Origin of the sequence: Phaeobacter sp. NW0010-22, from assembly GCF_040365955.1 — a bacterium.
GTDB lineage: Bacteria > Pseudomonadota > Alphaproteobacteria > Rhodobacterales > Rhodobacteraceae > OMPR01.
This window is the reverse complement of record NZ_BAABWT010000001.1, coordinates 320,822-340,974: the sequence shown is the minus strand read 5'-3', so window position 1 is coordinate 340,974 and position 20,153 is coordinate 320,822. Positions and strand designations below refer to the sequence as shown.

At 52.5% G+C, this 20,153-nt stretch carries 16 protein-coding genes; 7 read left to right on the top strand and 9 right to left on the bottom strand.

The window, feature by feature from the left end; all coding sequences use genetic code 11:
- Window positions 1–100: 100 nt before the first annotated feature.
- Both ABWV33_RS01490 and ABWV33_RS01485 read right to left on the bottom strand, forming a co-directional pair.
- Window positions 101–1,996 carry a hypothetical protein gene (locus ABWV33_RS01490; protein ID WP_353328803.1) on the bottom strand — a complete coding sequence of 632 codons (1,896 nt, stop codon included), beginning with the start codon at window positions 1,994–1,996 and terminating at the stop codon, window positions 101–103.
- Between the two features lie 682 nt (window positions 1,997–2,678).
- Window positions 2,679–3,590 carry a LysR family transcriptional regulator gene (locus ABWV33_RS01485; RefSeq protein WP_353328801.1) on the bottom strand — a complete coding sequence of 304 codons (912 nt, stop codon included), beginning with the start codon at window positions 3,588–3,590 and terminating at the stop codon, window positions 2,679–2,681.
- Window positions 3,591–3,688: 98 nt separating this feature from the next.
- Here ABWV33_RS01485 and ABWV33_RS01480 point away from each other — a divergent pair, with 98 nt between their 5' ends.
- The 5 genes from ABWV33_RS01480 to ABWV33_RS01460 all read left to right on the top strand — a co-directional run bounded on the left by ABWV33_RS01480 (window position 3,689) and on the right by ABWV33_RS01460 (window position 8,479).
- Window positions 3,689–4,474 (top strand): CmcJ/NvfI family oxidoreductase, encoded by a 786-nt coding sequence (locus ABWV33_RS01480; protein WP_353328799.1) that lies wholly within the window; start codon window positions 3,689–3,691, stop codon window positions 4,472–4,474.
- A gap of 36 nt (window positions 4,475–4,510) precedes the next feature.
- Window positions 4,511–5,299, top strand: a complete 789-nt coding sequence (locus ABWV33_RS01475) for an SDR family NAD(P)-dependent oxidoreductase (protein WP_353328797.1) — start codon at window positions 4,511–4,513, stop codon at window positions 5,297–5,299.
- A gap of 102 nt (window positions 5,300–5,401) precedes the next feature.
- Window positions 5,402–6,247, top strand: coding sequence for an enoyl-CoA hydratase/isomerase family protein (locus tag ABWV33_RS01470; RefSeq protein WP_353328796.1), 846 nt, complete (start codon window positions 5,402–5,404; stop codon window positions 6,245–6,247).
- Between the two features lie 151 nt (window positions 6,248–6,398).
- Window positions 6,399–7,307: a 2OG-Fe(II) oxygenase family protein gene (locus ABWV33_RS01465; RefSeq protein ID WP_353328794.1), complete on the top strand. Its 909-nt coding sequence runs from the start codon at window positions 6,399–6,401 to the stop codon at window positions 7,305–7,307.
- A 185-nt stretch (window positions 7,308–7,492) separates the two neighbouring features.
- Window positions 7,493–8,479: a zinc-dependent alcohol dehydrogenase family protein gene (locus tag ABWV33_RS01460; protein WP_353328792.1), complete on the top strand. Its 987-nt coding sequence runs from the start codon at window positions 7,493–7,495 to the stop codon at window positions 8,477–8,479.
- Window positions 8,480–8,771: 292 nt separating this feature from the next.
- On the opposite strand, the gene ABWV33_RS01455 is transcribed toward ABWV33_RS01460, so the two are convergent.
- Together ABWV33_RS01455 and ABWV33_RS01450 are read right to left on the bottom strand one after the other, a co-directional pair.
- Window positions 8,772–9,527, bottom strand: a complete 756-nt coding sequence (locus tag ABWV33_RS01455) for a globin domain-containing protein (protein ID WP_353328791.1) — start codon at window positions 9,525–9,527, stop codon at window positions 8,772–8,774.
- Between the two features lie 93 nt (window positions 9,528–9,620).
- Window positions 9,621–10,715 (bottom strand): NAD(P)/FAD-dependent oxidoreductase, encoded by a 1,095-nt coding sequence (locus ABWV33_RS01450; protein WP_353328789.1) that lies wholly within the window; start codon window positions 10,713–10,715, stop codon window positions 9,621–9,623.
- Between the two features lie 74 nt (window positions 10,716–10,789).
- On the opposite strand from ABWV33_RS01450, the gene ABWV33_RS01445 reads away from it, so the two are divergent.
- A complete protein-coding gene (locus ABWV33_RS01445; RefSeq protein ID WP_113821402.1) occupies window positions 10,790–11,125 on the top strand; it encodes a winged helix-turn-helix transcriptional regulator in 336 nt (111 codons plus the stop codon).
- Window positions 11,126–12,262: 1,137 nt separating this feature from the next.
- Here the strand turns inward: ABWV33_RS01445 and ABWV33_RS01440 are convergent.
- From ABWV33_RS01440 to ABWV33_RS01425, 4 genes are all read right to left on the bottom strand, one after another.
- On the bottom strand, window positions 12,263–13,000 hold the full coding sequence (locus ABWV33_RS01440; protein ID WP_353328787.1) for an aspartate/glutamate racemase family protein: 738 nt from the start codon (window positions 12,998–13,000) through the stop codon (window positions 12,263–12,265).
- 16 nt (window positions 13,001–13,016) lie between these two features.
- On the bottom strand, window positions 13,017–14,252 hold the full coding sequence (locus ABWV33_RS01435) for an NAD(P)/FAD-dependent oxidoreductase (protein WP_353328785.1): 1,236 nt from the start codon (window positions 14,250–14,252) through the stop codon (window positions 13,017–13,019).
- A 1-nt stretch (window position 14,253) separates the two neighbouring features.
- Complete coding sequence (locus ABWV33_RS01430) at window positions 14,254–16,470, bottom strand: TRAP transporter permease (protein ID WP_353328783.1); 2,217 nt, start codon at window positions 16,468–16,470, stop codon at window positions 14,254–14,256.
- Window positions 16,471–16,561: 91 nt separating this feature from the next.
- On the bottom strand, window positions 16,562–17,569 hold the full coding sequence (locus ABWV33_RS01425; RefSeq protein ID WP_353328782.1) for a TAXI family TRAP transporter solute-binding subunit: 1,008 nt from the start codon (window positions 17,567–17,569) through the stop codon (window positions 16,562–16,564).
- Between the two features lie 129 nt (window positions 17,570–17,698).
- Between ABWV33_RS01425 and ABWV33_RS01420 the strand changes: the two genes are divergently transcribed.
- Window positions 17,699–18,655, top strand: a complete 957-nt coding sequence (locus ABWV33_RS01420; RefSeq protein WP_353329225.1) for a LysR family transcriptional regulator — start codon at window positions 17,699–17,701, stop codon at window positions 18,653–18,655.
- Here the strand turns inward: ABWV33_RS01420 and ABWV33_RS01415 are convergent.
- Window positions 18,641–19,645 carry a D-cysteine desulfhydrase family protein gene (locus ABWV33_RS01415; protein ID WP_353328780.1) on the bottom strand — a complete coding sequence of 335 codons (1,005 nt, stop codon included), beginning with the start codon at window positions 19,643–19,645 and terminating at the stop codon, window positions 18,641–18,643. The two genes, ABWV33_RS01420 and ABWV33_RS01415, sit on opposite strands and share 15 nt — an antisense overlap.
- Window positions 19,646–20,153: the final 508 nt, after the last annotated feature.

Below are 20,153 nucleotides of genomic sequence, written 5' to 3'. Positions count from 1 at the left end.
TAAACGATGATCAAGACGCATACATGTCTTCAGAGCTCTGTTCGCCAGCAGAGATCAAAGACATTTCCGTGCCATTGGGTGGGAACAACCGGCCTTCCACCTATACGCCTTCGTCACCCTCATCATCTTCATCATCTTCATTGCCCTCATCACCTTCATCGCCCTCATCATCCTCGTCGTCTTCGTCGTGCTCGTCACCTTCGTCATGCTCGTCGCCTTCGTCGCCATTGTCGGGTTCGTACAGCTCGTCGCCTTCATTATCTTCGTTACCGGAGTCGGCGAGGTTGTCATCTTCGTCGCCTTCGTTGCCATCGTCGTCCTCGTCCCCCTCATCGCCTTCGTCCCCTTCATCATCGAGCAGAGCATTGGCATCCTCGTCACCCTCGTCGTCCTCGTTTCCTTCGTCACCTTCATCGTTCAGTGATGGTCGATCCGGTTCATGGAATTCGTCACCTTCATCGCCCTCGTCGTCCTCGTCGTTTTCATCTTCTTCGTCATCTTCGTTGTCTTCATCGCCCTCGTCATCCTCGTCGCCTTCATCTTCTTCGTTGTTCTCATTGTCCTCGTTGCCTTCGTCACCTTCGTTATTCTCGTCGCCTTCGTCGTGCTCGCTGCCCTCGTCGTTTTCGTCGCCTTCGTCGCCTTCGTTGTCTACGCCACCTTCGTTACCCTCATTGCTTTCGTTGCCTTCGTCTCCTTCGTTACCTTCGTTGCCTTCATCTCCTTCGTTGCCTTCACGGCCTTCATTGCCTTCGTTGCCTTCATTGTCTTCGTTGCCTTCGTCTTCTTCGTTGCCCTCGTTATCTTCGTCAGTCTCGTTACCTTCGTTGCTTTCATTGCCCTCGTTGTCTTCATTGCCCTCGTTGTCTTCGTTGCCCTCGTTGTCTTCGTTGCCTTCGTTACCTTCGTTGCCCTCGTTGTCTTCGTCGCGTTCGTTGCCTTCGTTGCCTTCGTCACCGTCGGTCAATTCGTCGCCTTCGTCACCCTCATCACCTTCGTCGTTGGCTTGCGCCTCATTTCCTTCGTCGCCCTCGTCGCCCTCGTCGTTTTCATCGCCCTCGTCATCCTCGTCGCCTTCATCTCCCTCGTCACCTTCGTCAGCTTCCTGTCCGAGATTGTCTATGTCCGTGTCTTCATCCCCCTCGTCGAATTCATCTCCCTCATCGGCCTCCTGAAAGCGATCTCCAGCGCCATCATTCTCATTTCCTTCATCGAACTCATCGTTCTCGTTGTTTTCGTTGCCTTCGTTGCCTTCATCCCCTTCATCATTTTCGTTGTCTTCGTTGTCCTCGTTGTTCTCATCGCCTTCGTCGTCTTCATTGTCTTCATCGAAGAAATTGAGCAGCTTTTCATCGCCTTCATCTCCTTCTGTGTCTTCATCCCCTTCATTGCTTTCGTTGTCCTCATCACCTTCGTTGCCTTCGTTGCCTTCGTCGTATTCGTTGTCTTCGTTGTTTTCGTCTAGAAGGTAAGTTTGGCCACCGATATTGTCAGTTCCGTCCTCATCGCCTTCATCATGCTCATCATTTTCATCCGCCTCTTCAAGACGAACCAAATTCCCGTTTTCATCTTCTAATGCGCGCTGATCTTCGTTGTCTTCGTCGAATTCGTTGTCCTCATCCGCCTCATCATCCTCATCGTTTTCGTCGTTTTCGTCGCCTTCGTCGCCTTCGTCGCCCTCGTTGCCTTCGTCGTCTTCGTTGCCCTCGTCGCCTTCTTGACCTTCGTTGCCTTCGTCGGCTTCGTCGCCCTCGTCATCTTCCTGGTCGGCTATGCCCTCGTTGCCCTCGTTGCCTTCGTTGCCTTCGTTGTGATCGTCATCAAAGGCCGAGGCCGAGATTTCATTGCCTTCGTTGCCCTCGTCATTCTCGTTGCCTTCATTGTCCTCATTGCCTTCGTCCCCTTCATTGGCAAAGCTGACAGGACTAAACAGATCGACATTCTGCAGCATAGCTTCCAGAAGAATTTCGAATTTGCTTTCAGAAAGGTTGGGCATGAAGACCTCCAAAATATGTTGACTTGTAATGGGCCAATCGTCAGGAAATTCTGCTGAAAAGCCAAAGAAAATACCAAAACCACAAACTCAACCTGCCCGGAATCGAACACTCCTAGGCCGAGCTGGGAGTAAACATACACGAAAAATGCATATCCAAATAGGATTGGTTCATTCCGCGTTCGATCAGTTATCCTGGCTCAACTTCCTGAATTCAGGCCATAGCGATATCAGGCTTCTATGCTGCAGGGCCGTGGTCCCCGGGTGATCTAGGCTTCACGCCCACAGAGAGAGACGTCTTAAAGTAATAAGGGCAAGGCGCGTTTACATTCGCGATCCGATGCTGCTGACACCAAAAATGTGTACCGCATGACCGCTCATTTTGGCGCGTAGCTGACACTTTGTTAGGTTTCAACCTGCCGACGTGATTGAAGGGGCATCCTTTCAACCAAGTCTATATCTCGAATGTTCGATAGAAAGTTCGGTTCTATTATTCAGAGCCAACAATTTGCAAAGGCTATTAACCATGCTTTGCCGCCCTTCAAAAAGATCAGCTGGTTGATAGCATCAAACCCACCTCACGTTGAAGACAGCTACAGGCTCTTCGTCGACATTTACCCATCTCATGATAAATGTCTGCCAAAGCTCCAAATTGCGAAACCCGCCAGTCGCGTAAAATTGCTGATCAGGGTTCTTTAGGTGCTACATTTGCACGCCCTAAGTGATCTATTAGGAAATCCATAAACACGCGGACTTTGGCAGAGACAACATTGCTTTTTGGGTAGATCAGCCAAAGCGCCGGTTTGTTTATTAACTCATAGTCGGGCAAAACATGCGTCAACGTTCCGTTCCCAATTTCTGTTTGCACCGCCCAGAGTGAATTGATTGAAATACCTGCGCCGTCGAGCGTCGTTAATTTCTGGGTCAGCCCATCGTTCAAGATCAGGCAATGTGCTGCACGCTTGGGTTCGAACAACGCCTTTGTGCCATCGCTTGATACCAGCGTCCTTGGTTCAGCATCATTGAATGCAATCAAACGATGTTTTGCCAGATCGTCTGGATTACCGGGGGATCCATAGCGTTCAAGATAGGCCGGCGCAGCGCACAGGATGCGCGTATCATCAGCCAGTTTGCGTGCGGTGAGGCTGCTATCTGCAAGAACCGAGTTTCGGAGCGCAAGGTCGAAACTGCCTTCGATAAGATCAAACTGCGAGTCTGATAGATGCAAATCTAGCCGAAGTTCTGGATATTTATCCATAAATATCGGCAGCAGCGGCGCGATGTAGAGCTGAGCAAAGGTGCTGGGCGCTGCAAAGCGTAGTGTTCCGCTAATCTTTGTGCGGCCTTTGCCAAGGGCAGCAAGAGCTGCTTCTTCCTGAGCAATCATTTCGCGCGCATATGGCAGAAAGTCTTGACCTTCTAAGGACATCGACACTTTGCGGGTTGATCGGTGTAGCAAATCAGCGCCGACAAGACGCTCTAACTTCGCGATACGTGTACTCGCGACGGCTGGTGCCATGCCGAGCGTGCGGCCTGCCGCGCTGATATTCAGTGTCTCGCACGCGAGAACAAAAAGGCGAAGAGTTTGGGTGTCCATACCATTTACTTTTTCGGAATACTGAAATCAAAAATAGCTACTTTATATAGCTAATGGAAGTGATATTTTTGATAGCAAGACGAACGCAGGAGTATCCGATGGCCCAGATAGCAACCGTAAATTACCACGTCCACAAGCCTGAACGGCAAGCATTTGAGCTAGATGCTGGCGGGATTGTCGGCAACCTGATTTCACCCGAACTCGTGCCGATGCAGGTGGCGGTTCGTGACTTGCGTATGCCTAAGGCAGAAATGTCGTTCGAAGGTAACTCTGTTGGCTTCACAACTTCCCCAACTGATGTTCATTCCTTTGATGTGGGAAATGAGTGGCAGCATGACTACGACAATGAATTGTCCGATTTTCTGACTGCCGAAATCGGCGCACAGGAGGTTATCATCTTTGACCATACGGTGCGTATGGATGACCCAAACGCAGATCGCGCACCGGCCCGCAACGTCCATAGCGATTACAGCATTGATGGGGCCAAGCAACGCTTGACCGACATTCTGGGTGAAGACAAAGCCACCGAGTGGTCCAAGGGGCACTATGCCTTTATCAACGTGTGGCGGCCCATCGGCGCGACGATCAATTCAGCACCTTTGGGGTTTATCCGTCCATCCAGTGTTGCAGAACAGGATTGGGTTTTACTCGACCTGATTTATCCGGACCGCAAAGGGCAAATCATGGGAGTCGCGGCGAGCCCTGATCATGAATGGCTTTATATGTCCAAAATGACGCCGGATGAGGTCGCGTTCTTCAACATCTTCGACAATCGCGGCCTGCCTTCAGTCGCCCACAGTGCTTTGGACATGATTGAGGAGCCAAACATTCACACGGCCCGGCGCAGCATCGAAAGCCGAACTTTGGTCCGATACGCGGCCTAATTCCCCAAGCTGGGATCTACATAGAAAGAGCACCAAATGACCAAGACAATTCTTATCACAGGTTCCACCGACGGTATTGGGCTTCTTACTGCTCAAACCCTTGCTGCTGAGGGGCACACGATTCTGCTTCATGGTCGTAATGCTGCCAAGCTGGCGGCCGCGGCGAAAACTGTCGGGGGGACGGCTGAGCAATACATAGCCGACCTGTCTACTATGGCTGGTGTGCATGCACTGGCTGACGATATTCGCAAAAAGCACAGTCAAATCGATGTAGTAATCAACAACGCAGGTATCCTAAAGGCCCCGATCACCGTAACCGAAGAAGGCTATGATATCAGGTTTATGGTGAACACATTTGCCCCCTATGCGCTAACGCAGGATCTTATGCCGATCATCGCGAAAGACGGGCGTGTCGTGAACCTGTCCTCGGCAGCGCAAGCCCCGATTGATCTGGATGCTTTGTTTGGGCGCAAGCAACTGGATGATATGGAAGCTTATGCACAAAGCAAACTGGCCCTCACGATCTGGTCGCGTGAAATGGCGAAAGAGCAGCCAGATGGCCCTTCGATCATCGCGGTCAATCCTGGTTCTTTGCTGGCGTCTAAGATGGTAAAAGAAGGCTTTGGGCTTGCTGGCAACGATCTGTCCATTGGAGCGAATATCCTGCGTGAAGCTGCGTTAGGGGAGGCGTTTGCAAAGGCCAGCGGCAAGTATTTTGATAACGACAAAGGGCAGTTCGCACAGCCACATGCAGCGGCACTTGATACTGCTCTATGTGCCGATGTGATGCAGGGCATCAAGGGTGTTCTGACCCAACAGCACTGAACCCATAAAGGTTCGCCTGACTTCGGGCTTTAGCCTCACTTAAATACCGAAACCCAGTTAATCCGCCAGAGAATTCTGTGCGGAAGCAAGAAAGGCAGTCTGATGAAATATGAGAATTTCACGACATTTGACGTCAAAGTCGAAAACGCAATTGCAACCGTAACGTTTGATTTCGGCACGGTGAATGTGCAAGGCCAAGAAATGCTCGCCGACCTCAATAGTCTTGCCATGCGGCTTGAACGCGATCGCGAAACAAAGGTCGTGATTTTCCAATCCGCCAACCCCGAAATCTGGGTCTGCCACTATGACACTGAACTGCTAAAGGACATGTCCACCGAGGAGGTGTCGCGCGAAGAGGCCAAACTGCTTGATCTGCAATCTGTGTGCGAGCGCATCAGTAAGGTGCCTCAGGCGACAATTGCCAAGCTTGAAGGTTTTGCACGAGGCGGTGGACACGAGTTGGCACTTGCTCTCGACATGCGCTTCGCTGTGCGGGGAAAATACAAATTTATGCAGATGGAGGTTGGAATGGGCATTCTGCCGTGCGGCGGAGGTGCGTCCCGCATGGCCCGTCAAACTGGTTTGGGCCGCGCCTTGGAGATCATCCTGAGTGCCCGCGATTTCAGCGCTGATGAAGCCGAAGCCATGGGCACGATCAACAAAGCGTTTGAGGTCGATGAGATCGACGAGTACATCAATGCGCTAGCCAATCGCATTGCCAAATTTCCAGCGGAATCGATCAACGCGTGCAAGCAAATGGTTTATGAATCGATCGACAAGCCGATTAATGAGGCTCTGAAAGCCGAAGCCTATTGGCTGTATCAAACAACCAGTAAAACACCTGCCATTAAACGCTTTGCCATCGCTGATGAGCAAGGGCTGGAGCATAGCATGGAAAACCAGCGCAACTGGAATAACTTGGTCATGGATGTGCAAGAAATTCATTAATCACAAATTCTTGCTGGGGGTTTCCGACGAAATTCGGGGAAGTTCCTGCAACTTTAGCCCCCAAACGCAGCCCCGCCAATTGGCCTTAACCTGCTGCACAGATAGGCGCAGGGCTAATGCCTGCGTAACAATCACGAAGATAGAAGAAACAATGGCACAAAATTCACTTGCACGCGCCCGCTCGGTTCAGCGGCCCACCCGACAAGAGATGCTGCAACGGGCACCAACCGTCCAACATTTTTGGGAGCAAAACAAAGACCTCTTCCAGGATGCGTGGAAGGAGTGGGATGGCAGAGATGATCAAAGGCCTATCTTGGATAGAAGCCTTTATGATCCGAAGTTGCGTGATGCCGTTGAGCAAGCGTGGAAAGATCCTGGCAAGGAGATAGCGGTTAAAGAGCTGTGGAAAGAGGTTTTTCCGAACGTCTATGAGGCGCAGTTCTTTGATCCAGATCGGCTGTCGGCTCTACGCGACTACTTTGCGAACGTCGCCGACGCGGATATTCCCCTGCGCCCCCCTTACGGGATTTCGCTTAACCGTGGGGGCGCGATGTTGGACAGCCGCTCAGAAGGGTACATCGCCGCGCCGAGCTTTCAGGCCTTCTACCGCGATCTGATGAACGTGTACATGCGTCCCATATCGCGGCTCTTGTTCCCTGACATAATTGGCTATGACACCCAGACCTTCGGTTTCTCGACCCAGTGGCAAGCGGATGCGGACACCTCCCTGCGCGCTCATACGGATGCGTCGTCTGTGACGTTGAATCTTAACCTAAACCTTCCCGGTGAAGATTTTTCCGGCTCTGGCGTAAGGTTCTTCGACCCGAAAACCCGTCAGGTAGCGGAGCTGAGCTTTGCTCCTGGAACCGCGTTGATCCACCATGGCAGCGTGCCCCATGAATCCATGCCCATCACCAAAGGCGAACGGTCAAACATTGTTCTGTGGCTGTATGGCGATCGTAGTCAGGTGCCCCGTGTCGGCGGAGCGCAAGATGCCATCCCTGCAAAAGAACGTTGGACAGTACCACCAACCCTGAACGACGGATTCGCACCGTTCTGAGCCAGAGACACGGAAACAAGATGAACGGATGCAAGAGAAGTGCAAAGTGATTTGCCCTTCTCAGGAATGTGGCGCGCGCCCAAATTGTATTCAGAAACGGAATACTGAACTTATTTTTCGGTCGATTTACTACATTTTGGAATTCTATATCCATCGCTAAGCAAATACCCCTAAGGAACAGCACAATGAAGGCTATGACCATTACCGCTTACGGCGAGAGCGCAACATTCGAAGCCGCTGACTTGTCTAAACCAACCGCAACGCAGGGCCACGTTGTGATCCGCATCGCAGCATGTAGCGTTAACACCGTTGACACTATGATCCGCTCGATGGGAGCTGATCTGCCTTTGTCCCCCGCACTCCCTGCGGTTTTGGGTATGGATTTTGCAGGCGTGATTGAGGGTGTTGGCGAAGGCGTAACAGAATTTTCCGTGGGCGATGAAGTCTATGGTTGCGCAGGTGGTTTAGCCGACATTCAAGGCGCACTGGCCGAATTCATGTTGGCCGACTCTAAACTGATCGCCCACAAACCCAAATCCATCTCAATGCGCGAAGCTGCGGCTATGCCATTGGTTGGTATCACAGCGTATGAGGGACTTGAACGCGCCGGCATCACGGCTGGCCAGAAGGTTTTGATTCAAGGTGGCGCGGGTGGTGTTGGTCACCTTGCTCTGCAGTTGGCCAAACACTTTGGCGCTGATGTCTATGGCACAGGCACGGGCGAAGATCAGTTGGAGGTGATCAAAGGGTACGGCGCAACATCGATTGATTTCGCTGCTGAAAAGATCGCTGATTATGTTGCCGAATACACAGATGGCGCAGGCTTTGATCTGATCTTTGATACCGTTGGAGGCGCTAACATGACAAATTCATTCGAAGCAGCAGCGCTCAATGCCAATCTCTCCTCAACTGTTGGCTTGTTGGAAATTGATCTATCGCCCGCCCACTTCAAAGGCTTGTCGCTGCACATAGTTTTTATGTTGTTGCCGATGCTAAGTAACCAAGGGCGTGAAAAACACGGCGCGATCTTGGCCAAGCTTGCGGAGATTGTAGACGCAGGCGCGTTGAAACCTTTGTTAGATGATGAAGTATTCGGCCTCGAAAATGTCGGTGGAGCATATGATCGTCTGACAAGCGGTAAGGCCATCGGCAAAGTGGTCGTTGACATCTAAACAGTGCAAGAAAACCTAGGACAGGCTACGCAAATTGCGCAGCCTGTTCCTTTCGTTGGATTAGGTTAGGCTACATGTTTACCAAAACCCATACGTTTCAGTTACCAGAAGAACGACCGTTTTTGACTGTTTTTTAATAGCAGCCTTTTGCGCAATAACAGTAAATGTTCACATTGCGCCGCACGCTTGTCTCATGGTTCTGCCACGTTGCAGGGCAATTTTTCTCAATCTGCCAATTGGGCCCTGCTTTCACTTTGGCCCGTGAGCGCTGGCAGGCAATGTCTTGCGATTGTCAGACCATCAGTGCCTTACTCACCATCGCCTGCTTACTTGGACATTGCGAAACGTCAACGCCCATCTGTGCCAAAGCATCACTAAGCTCTTGTGAACTCAAAGCTTCTATCGCTTCGGCTGTCATCCTCATAAAGTTGATCTGGCGTTTGAGCGGACCATTTGTGCACCCGAAAACATGCCGATCCTCGAATGCAAATTCGTCCGCATATTTGGTCATGAAGTAAGCCAGAAATGTATTGAAACTGGTTCGCACCCGCAGGTCGTCCGTCATCAAATCTGCGGAATCATCCAGCGTCTCGCGCATAAGAGTGACCCATCGCGCCGCCCCTTTGTCATTCATCAGCGCCATTGCATTGTGTGTATGATGAAAGCTCAACCGGAACTCCGCGCCATGATAGTATGGGCCCCCACCCAAGACATCGATCCACATCGACGCCTGCGTGTTGATGTGGTGGCCAAGCCCTCCCACCCGCTCAAAAACAGAGCGAAACCACGGCTCATCCGCAAAGACGCGTTCATAGAATCTTTGCACGATGCCGACAATCGGGTCTTGTCCGAGGGCCGAGTAGAGCTGCCAAAACTGAATGGGCTTCGACAGGTCTCCCGGTGCCGTCAGTGAAACAACCTCAGCAAGCCGGTGCGCATCTGAAGGCAACAATCCCTTCTCGATTGCGCCAGCAATATAGCTGTGCTGAATCTTTTCACTCATGTATCCATGGCGTGTTGGGAATTTGGGAAGGTCAACATTAGTCATGATGTGATTTCCTTGGATATTCAGATCGTGGTCTTTCGGATGACTGACGCATTCATCAGAGCACGGGCAACGATCGAAGGGTGCATTTGCCGGCTAGCGAGTTAAGCCAAACGCCTTGCGATACTTTGGGATAAACAGCTCTTTACCCTTCATCTTGCGGGTGACCCAATCGCCGACGGTTGCGAACAGCCAGCTATTACCGATCGACGGACCAAGCGGCACTAGGATTGGTGCTTTCTTCCAAGGGGAATAGGGCTTTAGATCTTCAACAGGTTTTCCTTTCAACGCGTGTTTCAATGTCTTGATCAGCCAAGGGTTCTGCCTTGAGATCGCGACAATCGTCATACCATCACCTACATCAGCGATGTCCCCTGCGATAAAGACATTCGGGCAGGTTGAGGGGCGCATCCACTTGTCGGTTTTTACCCGACCAGAAGGCGTGCTCTTTACCCCCGGCAAAGTCTGAACCAAGGACGTATTTGGCTTTGATCCGATCACCGGAAACACCAGATCTGCCGCCACCACTTGACCATCGGTCAGGGTGACTGATCCAGCATAGGGCATGTCCATGCGCTGAAGATCCTGCGCGCGCTGCCCGAGAACGACAGAAACGCCAAGGCGCTCTAGCTTTCGTTTGAGTTCCGCTCCAAGTTTGGCGGGATACATTGGAAACAAGGCAGTGTCCGACGATATCAACGTGATGTCTTTCTCTGGTTGGGCCACCGCAATTTCCCCTGCCAATTCAGTGCCAACAGCCCCGGCCCCAACGATGGCGACAGATTTCGCCATCGCTAGTTGCGCGCTGACATCGCTGCTGGCCTTCCGAAACGCAGCGATGCTATCGCCCACAGGTTTGAAAGGGGCTGCATAGGACGAACCTGTTGCCAGAATAATGAAATCGGCCGGATAGGCGGTACCGTCTTGCAACCTAACTTCGGATTGGGACACCGAAACGGCGCGTCCGCGAACGACACTCCCGTTCTTTAGTAAATGATCGTAGGGAAGGATGATCTGATCCAATAATGCAGGGTCCAAGAGCGCCCGAATGGTGGCAGGTGGCTGCACAAAGGCCTCGCGCTGTTCGATTAACGTAACATCTGCATATGCATCCAGTTCCTGAGCGACTTCAAAACCAACATACCCGCCGCCAACTATCACTACTTTTTTCATGTCGATCCTGGTCCTCATTGCATTCTCGCGTTTCGAGCCGTAGGTATTAATACAGGATCAATGCCGCAAGTACGGTCATTTAGGATACTGCCATGGAAGAGCCCAACCCGGATGAGAATTGCCTCATTGAGCCGTTGATTGAAGCGATTTCGGGAAAGTGGAAGCTGTTGATTATCTTCTGGCTGGCGCAGGAAACATCTCGCTTTAATCAGCTTCAGCGCAACCTTGGTAAAATCACGCATCGCACACTGACTCGCCAACTGAGCGAGTTGCAAGATGCAGGATTTGTTACGCGCAAAGACTTCAAGACCATCCCACCGCATGTCGAATACAGCCTGACCCCGTTGGGTCGAAGCCTGATCCCCCTGTTGCAAGTAATGCATGACTGGGCGGCCACAAACGCGGCCAAACTATCCGTTCAAAAATAGCAGCCTAAAGTAATTGCGCGCGCAAATGAGGACGCCTTGAACCGTGAGCCAATCGGCGGTCTTCCAATCACCCGTCATCGAGCGTCAGTAGAGTGAATGTCTACGTTTCATGCAATGGGCTCTATGCATGGTAACCGCTTCAGTCAGCCTGCGGAGCTGCGGTGTCCAGGCGATTGCCACCGCCGCCGTGTCATATCGGGTCCAAGCCCAAACGTACTATTTCTTCTAACAGGCTTCCCGGTTCTATGAACGGTGTGTGGCAATCCACCAAACATTGCCAAACGGATCCTTTATGCCAGCCATCCGGTCAACATGATGATAGAACTGCCTATTCGCAGCCGTGCATACTGGATTCGGCTATCGTCATATCTGCTTTCTTTGATCACGCATGCGTCGAATGAGGCCGAAAAAATCCATCAAACGGTCAGCTCCCACGATCGTGAAATTGGGCGTAATCTATTGATACCCTTCTGGGGCACTTTTTCCGTCGTTCACTTCCAATTCCCTTGCTAGCTCTTCGTATAGTGTCAGAGGTATTCGTGCCAGGCAATCTCCTCTCAATTGCCCTTAAATTCGAAATCGTTCTGCGAACTTCACAACGACTGGTTCTCGCGCAACATCGCGGTGTCTTTTTGGGTATCCTTCTTGATCCTGTAGCCCAAAAAGGAGCTATTCAGGCCTATGACCTTTGTCGCAACGCCCCACCAAGATGACCACAGTAGACCCGGAATGCAGAGAATCTTGGCCTTAGCTATTTAGGATCACCATCAGCCCTAGGCGTGGCGTCTTGCTGCGTATTACCCATGACGATGATATTATTGGGTCTAGGTGGCAATTCGTGGACAAATTGCGGCGGTTAGCCACTCTGTTCTTGTCATCTCGACCGTGTTGATCGCGATACCTTGGTTGACTTCTTACCGACAAGGAACGTTGGCACAGTTAAAATATTGACTTGCCGGGAGCACCGTACTGAGCAGTCTAGCATGGCTTATCGTGTTCAACGAACACCCGGAGAGGCGAACAAGCTGCGCAAGATGTATTTTCAAAAGCGGCGCAACCGATCTGGGCTTACTTCGCGGCTCGCGGGTGACCTATCAAGATACAATCTGCGAGCCAAAGAGTGGAAACGAAGCGTACTCACCAGGGCATATGCCCATTATACGGTTCTCGGACAACGACACTATGGGCCATAGTCGCTAAGGTCGTGAGGTCGTAAATTGGTAAGCGCAGCTCGTGTTGCAGTCTTGAAGCGTAAGGCGGCAGATCAGTGCATTCCAGTACAAGCGAACGAATATTTGGCGCACCGGCCTGCAGCTTATGTGCTGCCGCGATGACCTCTGCCTCGATAAGGTCAGTGTCCATCGTTGTGCGTTGGTATTTCAGGATGACCTCAGCGAATTCGGTGCTGTCTTCAAGCCCCTGTACGGCGACTGGAATATCGCCCGCTCCGATGGCTTTGAAATGGGCACCTGTGAGGGCCGAGGCATCCGCAGTCAATATGCCGACGGGGGCGGATGCACCTGTCATTTGGTAGGCTAAGGGCACCTGGATCAGGCTGGATGCGAAGACGGGGACATCTACGGCGGCGGCAAGTTCTTGCTGGAACAGAGCCAGAAACCCGCAACTGCCCGTGATCGCACGGACGCCTTCGCGCTCGAGCTTTTTTGCACCTTCCAAGAAGGGTTCGAGCAGTTCTGGTGTCGGATTGTTCAACAGATCGGGGACGGTGATGCCGTCGATCATTTCGTACAGGACAGGGAAAGGCAGGCTGGAAGGGTTTTTGATGTGACCCGGCGGTTTTGGGAAATGACTTTCAAGGCATAGGACGCCGATGGTTGCGCCACAAATGTTTTGTCCGCCTTTGTGAAGGGGCATGATATGTACTTTCGGGTTAGAACCTGAGCGGTTCGAATGGGGTGAGGTCGGTGTTTGGAGCGACGCCTGCGACGAGATCGGCGATCAGCTCACCGGTTTTCGGAGCCATCATCAGGCCGTAATGAGAGTGGCCGAAGGCGGCATAGAGGCCCGGCTGGTTAGCGATCGGTCCAAGCGCGGGGAGGCTGTCGGAAAAGGACGGACGGCGGCCCATCCATGTGGTCATTGCTTCTGATTTTAGGCCGGGCAACATCGCGCGCGCCTGTTTGGCCAACAGCTTTTGCTTACGGGGATCGGCGGGGGCGTCGATTGCTGCAAACTCAGACGAGCCAGCGACGCGTATCCCTCCCAGCATGGAACTAGCGACGATCTTTGCATCCACATCCATGACAGAGTTGTTGAGCGAGACGCCCGGGTTTGCGAATTCGACGTGGTATCCACGTTCTGCAGCCAGCGGCAGCTTTATGCCGAGGGGTTTGAGCAGGTCGGCGCTCCATACGCCTGCGGCGAGGATAAGATCACCGGCTTTGAGCAGGCCGTTGGACGTGGTCAGGTGCCAGCCTGAATCGACTCTTTGCAGGGCTGTGATCTCGGCGCGAATGATTTCCGCACCTTGGGTGCGGGCTTTTTCCGCTAGTACTTCAGCGATTTGCCCCGGGGCGCGGGCTCTTGCTTGGCCTTTGATCAGGATCGCGGCCTTGAAATCTGTTGAGAGAGCTGGCTCGATTTGCATAATTCTGTCGCTGCCGATCAACTCAAGTTCTGCCCCCTTTTCTTTGCGGATCTGGAAGCCGAGGTCGCGTAGGCTTGCGCCTTCGGCGTTACGAAACGCGTGCACGTACCAGCTGTCGACCAAGAGGTCTTCGTGGCCAGTGCCCTCAAGATGGCGACGATAGAGCATCACAGAGGGTTGGCACAATGTCTCCATTGCATCAGATGTTGCGCGGGTCGTTGTCTCGTTTGCGTTGCTCAAGAACCGCAGCCCCCACGGGATCATCTTGGGCCAAAAAGTCGGCTTGACAGAAAGTGGGCCATCGGGACTGAGCAACATCTTAGGTATTGATTTCCAGATCCCTGGCATCGCTTGCGGGATGATCGACCAAGGCGAGATGACGCCCGCATTGCCGAAGGAGGTTTCCTGGCCGGGCGCGCTACGGTCAATCAATCTGACTTTCACACCGCGTTCCTGCAGGGACAACGCACAACAGATTCCGACAATGCCAGCCCCGATGATTGTGACAGACTCGCCCACTTTAAGCGGGGTTCGGCGCGGAGCGACGCGCGAGCATCTGTGTGATAATCACGGGCGCGGCAATGATTAGTGCGACCATGTCAGCAGCCAGCGACGGGGCCACAAAGACCAGTCCGGCAATAGCCATCAAGATGCGTGACACCGCCCCCATCGGGGCAAACCAATAGCCGACGACAGCAGTCGATAGCGCAATTACGCCAGCGATGCAGCTGGTCGCAGTGTAACTGAACTCCCAAAGATCGAAGCCGGTGGAGGAGACAAACAATAGCACAGGCGCGTAGACGAATGCCATCGGAGCCACAACTTTGCCAAGCCCGAGGGAGAAAGCAGATAGCCCTGTGCGGAATGGGTTCGAGTTCGCGATGGCCGCTGCTGCATAGGCAGAGGTACAAACCGGCGGTGTGATCTCAGACACTACGCCGTAGTAGAGCACAAACATATGGCTTGCGATGGGTGGCACACCAAGCTGCGCAAGCGCGGGCTGCGCCACGGAAACCAACATGATATAGAGAGCCGTCGTCGGAATGCCTGCGCCCATCAAAATGCACGCAATTGCGATGAATATCAGCGAGATGAACAGTTGCAAATCCTGCACAGTGAACCACTCGAATAAACCACCCAGCGAGAGAAAACCGAACATATCGGAGGCCAGGTTACCTGCGCCTTGGGTGACCATAAAGCCGATGCGGAACCCGATTCCTGTTGTGTTAATGACACCGACAACGATGCCCACGGCGGCAGATGCAGCACCCACGGCGAGTGCGTATTTCACTCCAAGTTCCATCGCGGCGGACATCTCGGGGATCTTGATGCGTTCTTGTGGGTTCAAGGTCGCCAGCGCCGATCCGGCCACGAGGACCATGGTCATCGTCAGGTCGAACCCACCGCCCGCATATTTCCAGAGAACAAACGCTATGAAGGCCGCGGAATAGATCAACGTTGGCGGCTCACGCAGCCGAGACATTCCCACAACCACGGACAGCGAGATGCCGCAAAACGCTGACATGTAAGGCGTGTAGCCTGAGAACAATACGAGCAGCAGCCCTATCAGCGGCACGATGTTGGCCCAACCTGTTGACCATACCGTTTTGAAATGTGGTAGCTGCTCTTTGGTGAGGCCCTTGAGGTCCAGTTTACGCGCCATCAGGTGCACTACGGTGAAGACACCAACATAGTGCAGTAGCGCAGGGAAGATCGCAGCGATCACGATGGTGGTGTAGGGCAGTTCGAGGAACTCGGCCATAATGAAAGCGGCAGCCCCCATGATCGGAGGCGTGATCTGGCCCCCGGCAGAGGATGCAGCTTCAACCCCGCCTGCGAAATGACCTGGATAACCCAAGCGTTTCATATTTGGGATCGTGAGGGCTCCGGTGGATACGGTGTTGGCAACTGATGAGCCAGAGATCGTTCCAAAGAATGCAGAAGAGACGACGGAGACTTTGGCGGGTCCGCCCGTGTATCGGCCAGCAAGGATCGTTGCGTTATCGATAAAGAGCTGCCCAAGCCCTGTGCGTTGCGCGATCACACCAAAGAGGACGAAATGGAACACTATGGTCGAAACGACCCAAAGCGTGACGCCAAAGATCCCCTCCTGAGGAAAGTACATCGACGATACGAAGGTTTTAAAGTTCACCCCCGGATGCTTGAGTAGACCAGGGAAGTATTGGCCCAGCAGCGCATATGAGATGAAAAAGCAGATGATCAGGGGCAATATCCAGCCCAACGTGCGTCGGGCGATGTCCAGCACCAGTAAAATGATGACCACGCCAAAGAACACATCATACTGGTTCGGGTTGCCCATCCGAAAGGTTTGTTCCTCGATGCCGAGCATTGGAATACCGCGCCAGGCAAGACCCACGTAGAGCGCCGAGGTGACGCCCAGGATCATGAAGATAAGATCGTAAATCGGAATATTGCCAATGCGTAGCGCGCTTGCCTTAATCGCGTACAGGTTCTTTGACCCGATAATTGGAAACAAGGCATAGGTCAGGATGAACAGACCTGCCAGATGCCAGCCCATGTGCCAATAGTCCGCAGGCAGGCCGAAACCGGCCGTAATGTAGTGGTAAATGGCGAAACTCAACGCAACAGTTCGCAAGATTATGCCCGTGGTAGGGCCAACCTTTCGAGTGGCGGAGCCTTCGTCGTATTTTTCTTCGATCGCGGCGAGCTGCTCTTCGGTTAGCTCATGGGTCTCGGACAGATTGGCATTGGACATCTTGCAAGTCCCTTTGGCACGCGTGTAGGGGGAGAGTGTGGTGCCCAGAAATAGGGCACCACGGACTTTGACCAAGTTGGGTCTGGGAGTGTTACTTCAGAAGTCCGGCTTCTTTGTAAAACTTCTCGGCTCCGGGATGCAGCGGCACCCCCAAGGCAGCAACGCCATCAAGTGCGGTTTCAGCGGTGATCTGTTTGCCTTTGGCATGGCCATTGTCGAGCAATTTCCGGGTGTTGTCGTTCCACAACGCCTGCGTGATGCCATATACCAACTCCTCAGACAGATCCGATGATACGACAAGCATCGCGGACACCGCTGGTGTCTTCACGTCGTAGTCGATGCCTTCATAAACACCGGCCGGAATGCCCGATGGGATATATGCGGGAACGGCTTCGTTGATCTTTGCCATGTCTTCTTCTGAGAAGTTGTGCAGCTCCATTCCTTTGGTCGAAGACAACTGAACCATTGCTGCGACTGGCCAGCCTGCCGCATAGAAATATGCATCCAGTTGACCATCCGCCAACCGTTCGGCGGATTGGCTGTTGTTCAGTTCGGCCTCGTCCATGTTGTCGCGATTTACCCCCCAGAGACCCAACATCGATTCTACTGCGACTTGTGTCCCGGAACCTGCTTGGGCGATACCGACGCGCTTGCCTTTCAGATCCGCGAGGCTGTCGATTTTCGTGCCCTTGGCCATAACAAGGTGCAGGTCTTCTGGGTAAAGATTGGCAACGATGCGCAATTTCGGATGCGGTTTGCCTTCGAATTTCCCCTCACCAAGATACATATCGCGTGTTGAATAAGCGCCAGCCAGACCGGCCTCCAATTCCCCATTCTGAACGGCGGCATTATTGAACACTGATGCAGTGGTCGACTGTGCAATCGCAATCAGACCCGGAACGCCACACTGGCCACCTTTATCGCATGGACGCGCGCCTGGGGGAGCTGAAATACCATTCGCGATTGTGCCGCCGATTGGGAAATAGGTGCCGCCGGCACCGCCAGTGCCGATGCGAAAGAACGTAGGGTCTTGAGCTACAGCGGGAACGGCCAGCGTTCCGGCCAAAGCGATACCCGCCAGATGTTTGATCATGTTCATTGTCGTCTCCCAGTTGGAAAAATTGAGATTCGGTTCAGCCGAATTCTGATCAGCTCAGATTATGGAAAATCTACATAAAAACAAATTTGTAATATTTCATAAAACAGAAGTTTCCCTTATATATTGACTATGAACTTTACCCAACTCACTGTTTTTCGGGAGGTGATGGAATCTGGCTCCATCTCTCAGACCGCCAAAAAACTTGGACGCACGCAGCCAGCGATCAGCTTGGCTATCAAGAACCTTGAACGAAGCCTGGGGCTGTCCTTGTTCGAGCGGCGCGGCAGGCGGCTAGTCCCTGTGCCTGAGGCACAATATCTATTGGCCGAAGCAACCATGGTTCTTGATCGGTTATCGACTGTTTCGGGTACGATGAAAGGATTGAGATCGGCGGAGACAGGAAGTCTAAACGTGGCGGCGATGCCGGGGCCGTCTGCATATATTTTCCCGAGGTTTATCAGTCAGAATATTGGGCCTGATGCCAATTTTCAGACCACTATTTCTTCGCGAAGCTCTCCGCAGATCCGCGAGTTGGCAAGCACGCAAAGCATCGATTTTGGATTTGCCGATTTCGATGAACCGGAGGGGAAGCTGCCGCAATACAATTCGGAAACCATTAGTTCGGATTGCTTTTGCGTTGTGCACCGCGATCACGCGCTGGCGCAGAACGAAACTGTCACCATTGCGGATCTGGATGGTCAGTCCATCGGGACGCTGCATGGCAATCATCCTTTCCCGCGCAAACTAGCAGTGGCATTCGAGCAGGAAGGCGCATCATTCGAATCCCATATAGCAGCGCAGTTCTTCCAACCGCTAATTCCATTTATAAGCCTGGGGCATTGCTGTGCGATTGTGGATCCGTTGACCGTTGTGACGGAACGGGAGCTGGATATTTCCAAAGGTCAGGTCGCCTTTGTTCCGTTTGACGCGCCCATTCGATATGAATACGCAACGTTGACACCGCTACACCGCCCTCTTTCGCAACTGGCGACACGGGTGAAAGATAGCTGGATGGAAAGCCTGTTCACGATGATAGACGAGATTGGGGCACGTGCTGAGCTTGGGGTTCCGTCAGTTGAGGCTTAGCAGCCGTTCAAGGTCGGTTTGATAAGCGAACAACGACGCCAGCCCGCCCGTGTGCACGAATAGGACCTTACTTCCTTTTGTGATCTCTCCGTTCTCGACATGCGCCGAAATGGCCGCGAAGGCTTTGGCGGTGTAGACTGGGTCGAGGATCAGTCCTTCGGTCTGCGCCATCATCTTCATAGCGGAAAACGCAGCGGCGCCGATTTGCCCATAGCCAGGGTTGAGTGCTCCATCCCAGATTGAAATCTTGTTCGATGGCACATGCTTGCTCGGTGTGTTCAGCGCCTCAATTCCATCCAAAACCGTTCTGATCCGCTCGCGCTGCTGAACCGCATCCCGCCGGACACAACTGCCAATCACGCGCCCGGGAAACCCACGCGAGTTTAACCCTGTCAGTAATCCTGCATGGGTAAGCCCACTGCCGGATGCCACAACCACAAAATCAAAGTCCGGCTTCTGATCCATGATTTCATTGGCGGCACTGATATAACCCAAAGCTCCAAGTGGAGGGTTTCCAAGTGCCAGCGGAATGACATATGGACGAAACCCATTTGCGCGCTCTTGCAAAGCACGCTCACGTAAGGCTGCATCTGCTCCAACCTCATCCTCCCCTTCGGGGTAGAAGATCACTTCTGCCCCTAGAAGCTGATTCAGTAGAACATTGCCAGAGCTTTGATAGAGCACGTCCTGCTCTGGCACCCGCGCCTCGAGCTGAATGATTGTCCTCATACCGAGCTTAGCAGCCAACGCAGCAGCAGTGCGCACAAAATTCGACTGCACGGCACCTGTGATCAAAATGGTGTCGCAATTCTGTTGAACGGCCGCACCTAAATAAAAATCCAACTGACGGGTTTTGTTTCCGCCAAATGATGGCCCCGCCAAATCGTCACGCTTCACCCAAAGATCAATTTCGAGCGCTTCCGAAAGGCAACTCAACCTTTCGATCGGTGTCGGAACTAAAACGAAACCTGCTTGTGGAATTTCCATCATTTTTTTGCCTCGCAAGACACGGCAACGGCACGACCCAGCCCCTACAATGTAGAGTTACCACACCGCAACTGCTTTGGAAGTCCAGTTTCTAACAATTGATGAAACGCTATCCTACAATCGTGATAATCGAAAGAGGGTATTGGCCTGAATTGATCGAGGCTTAAATTTGACCGCTGACCGCCATCCGACACATGCAATCAACGACCCCTCCTAACAACCTGACCGAATGACTGGCTTGAACCCAAATCGACCTTAATTGAAAAAACAAATCACACAAATATCGTTCTTGTTGTTTTTGAAATTCCATATTACCAAATTACTGCGACCCATTTCTAGGTTCCCACTTAACCAAGACACTCTTCAGTCTACCCTTTGATTAGCGCGCCCAAACCAGCTTCCACTCATTGGCATATTAATCTATTAAGTCAGAAATACCATCTTACTTGATGCAGGAAAATTTATCGGAGACAACAGGGAGATCAATAGGAACTTATTAGATTGCACCACT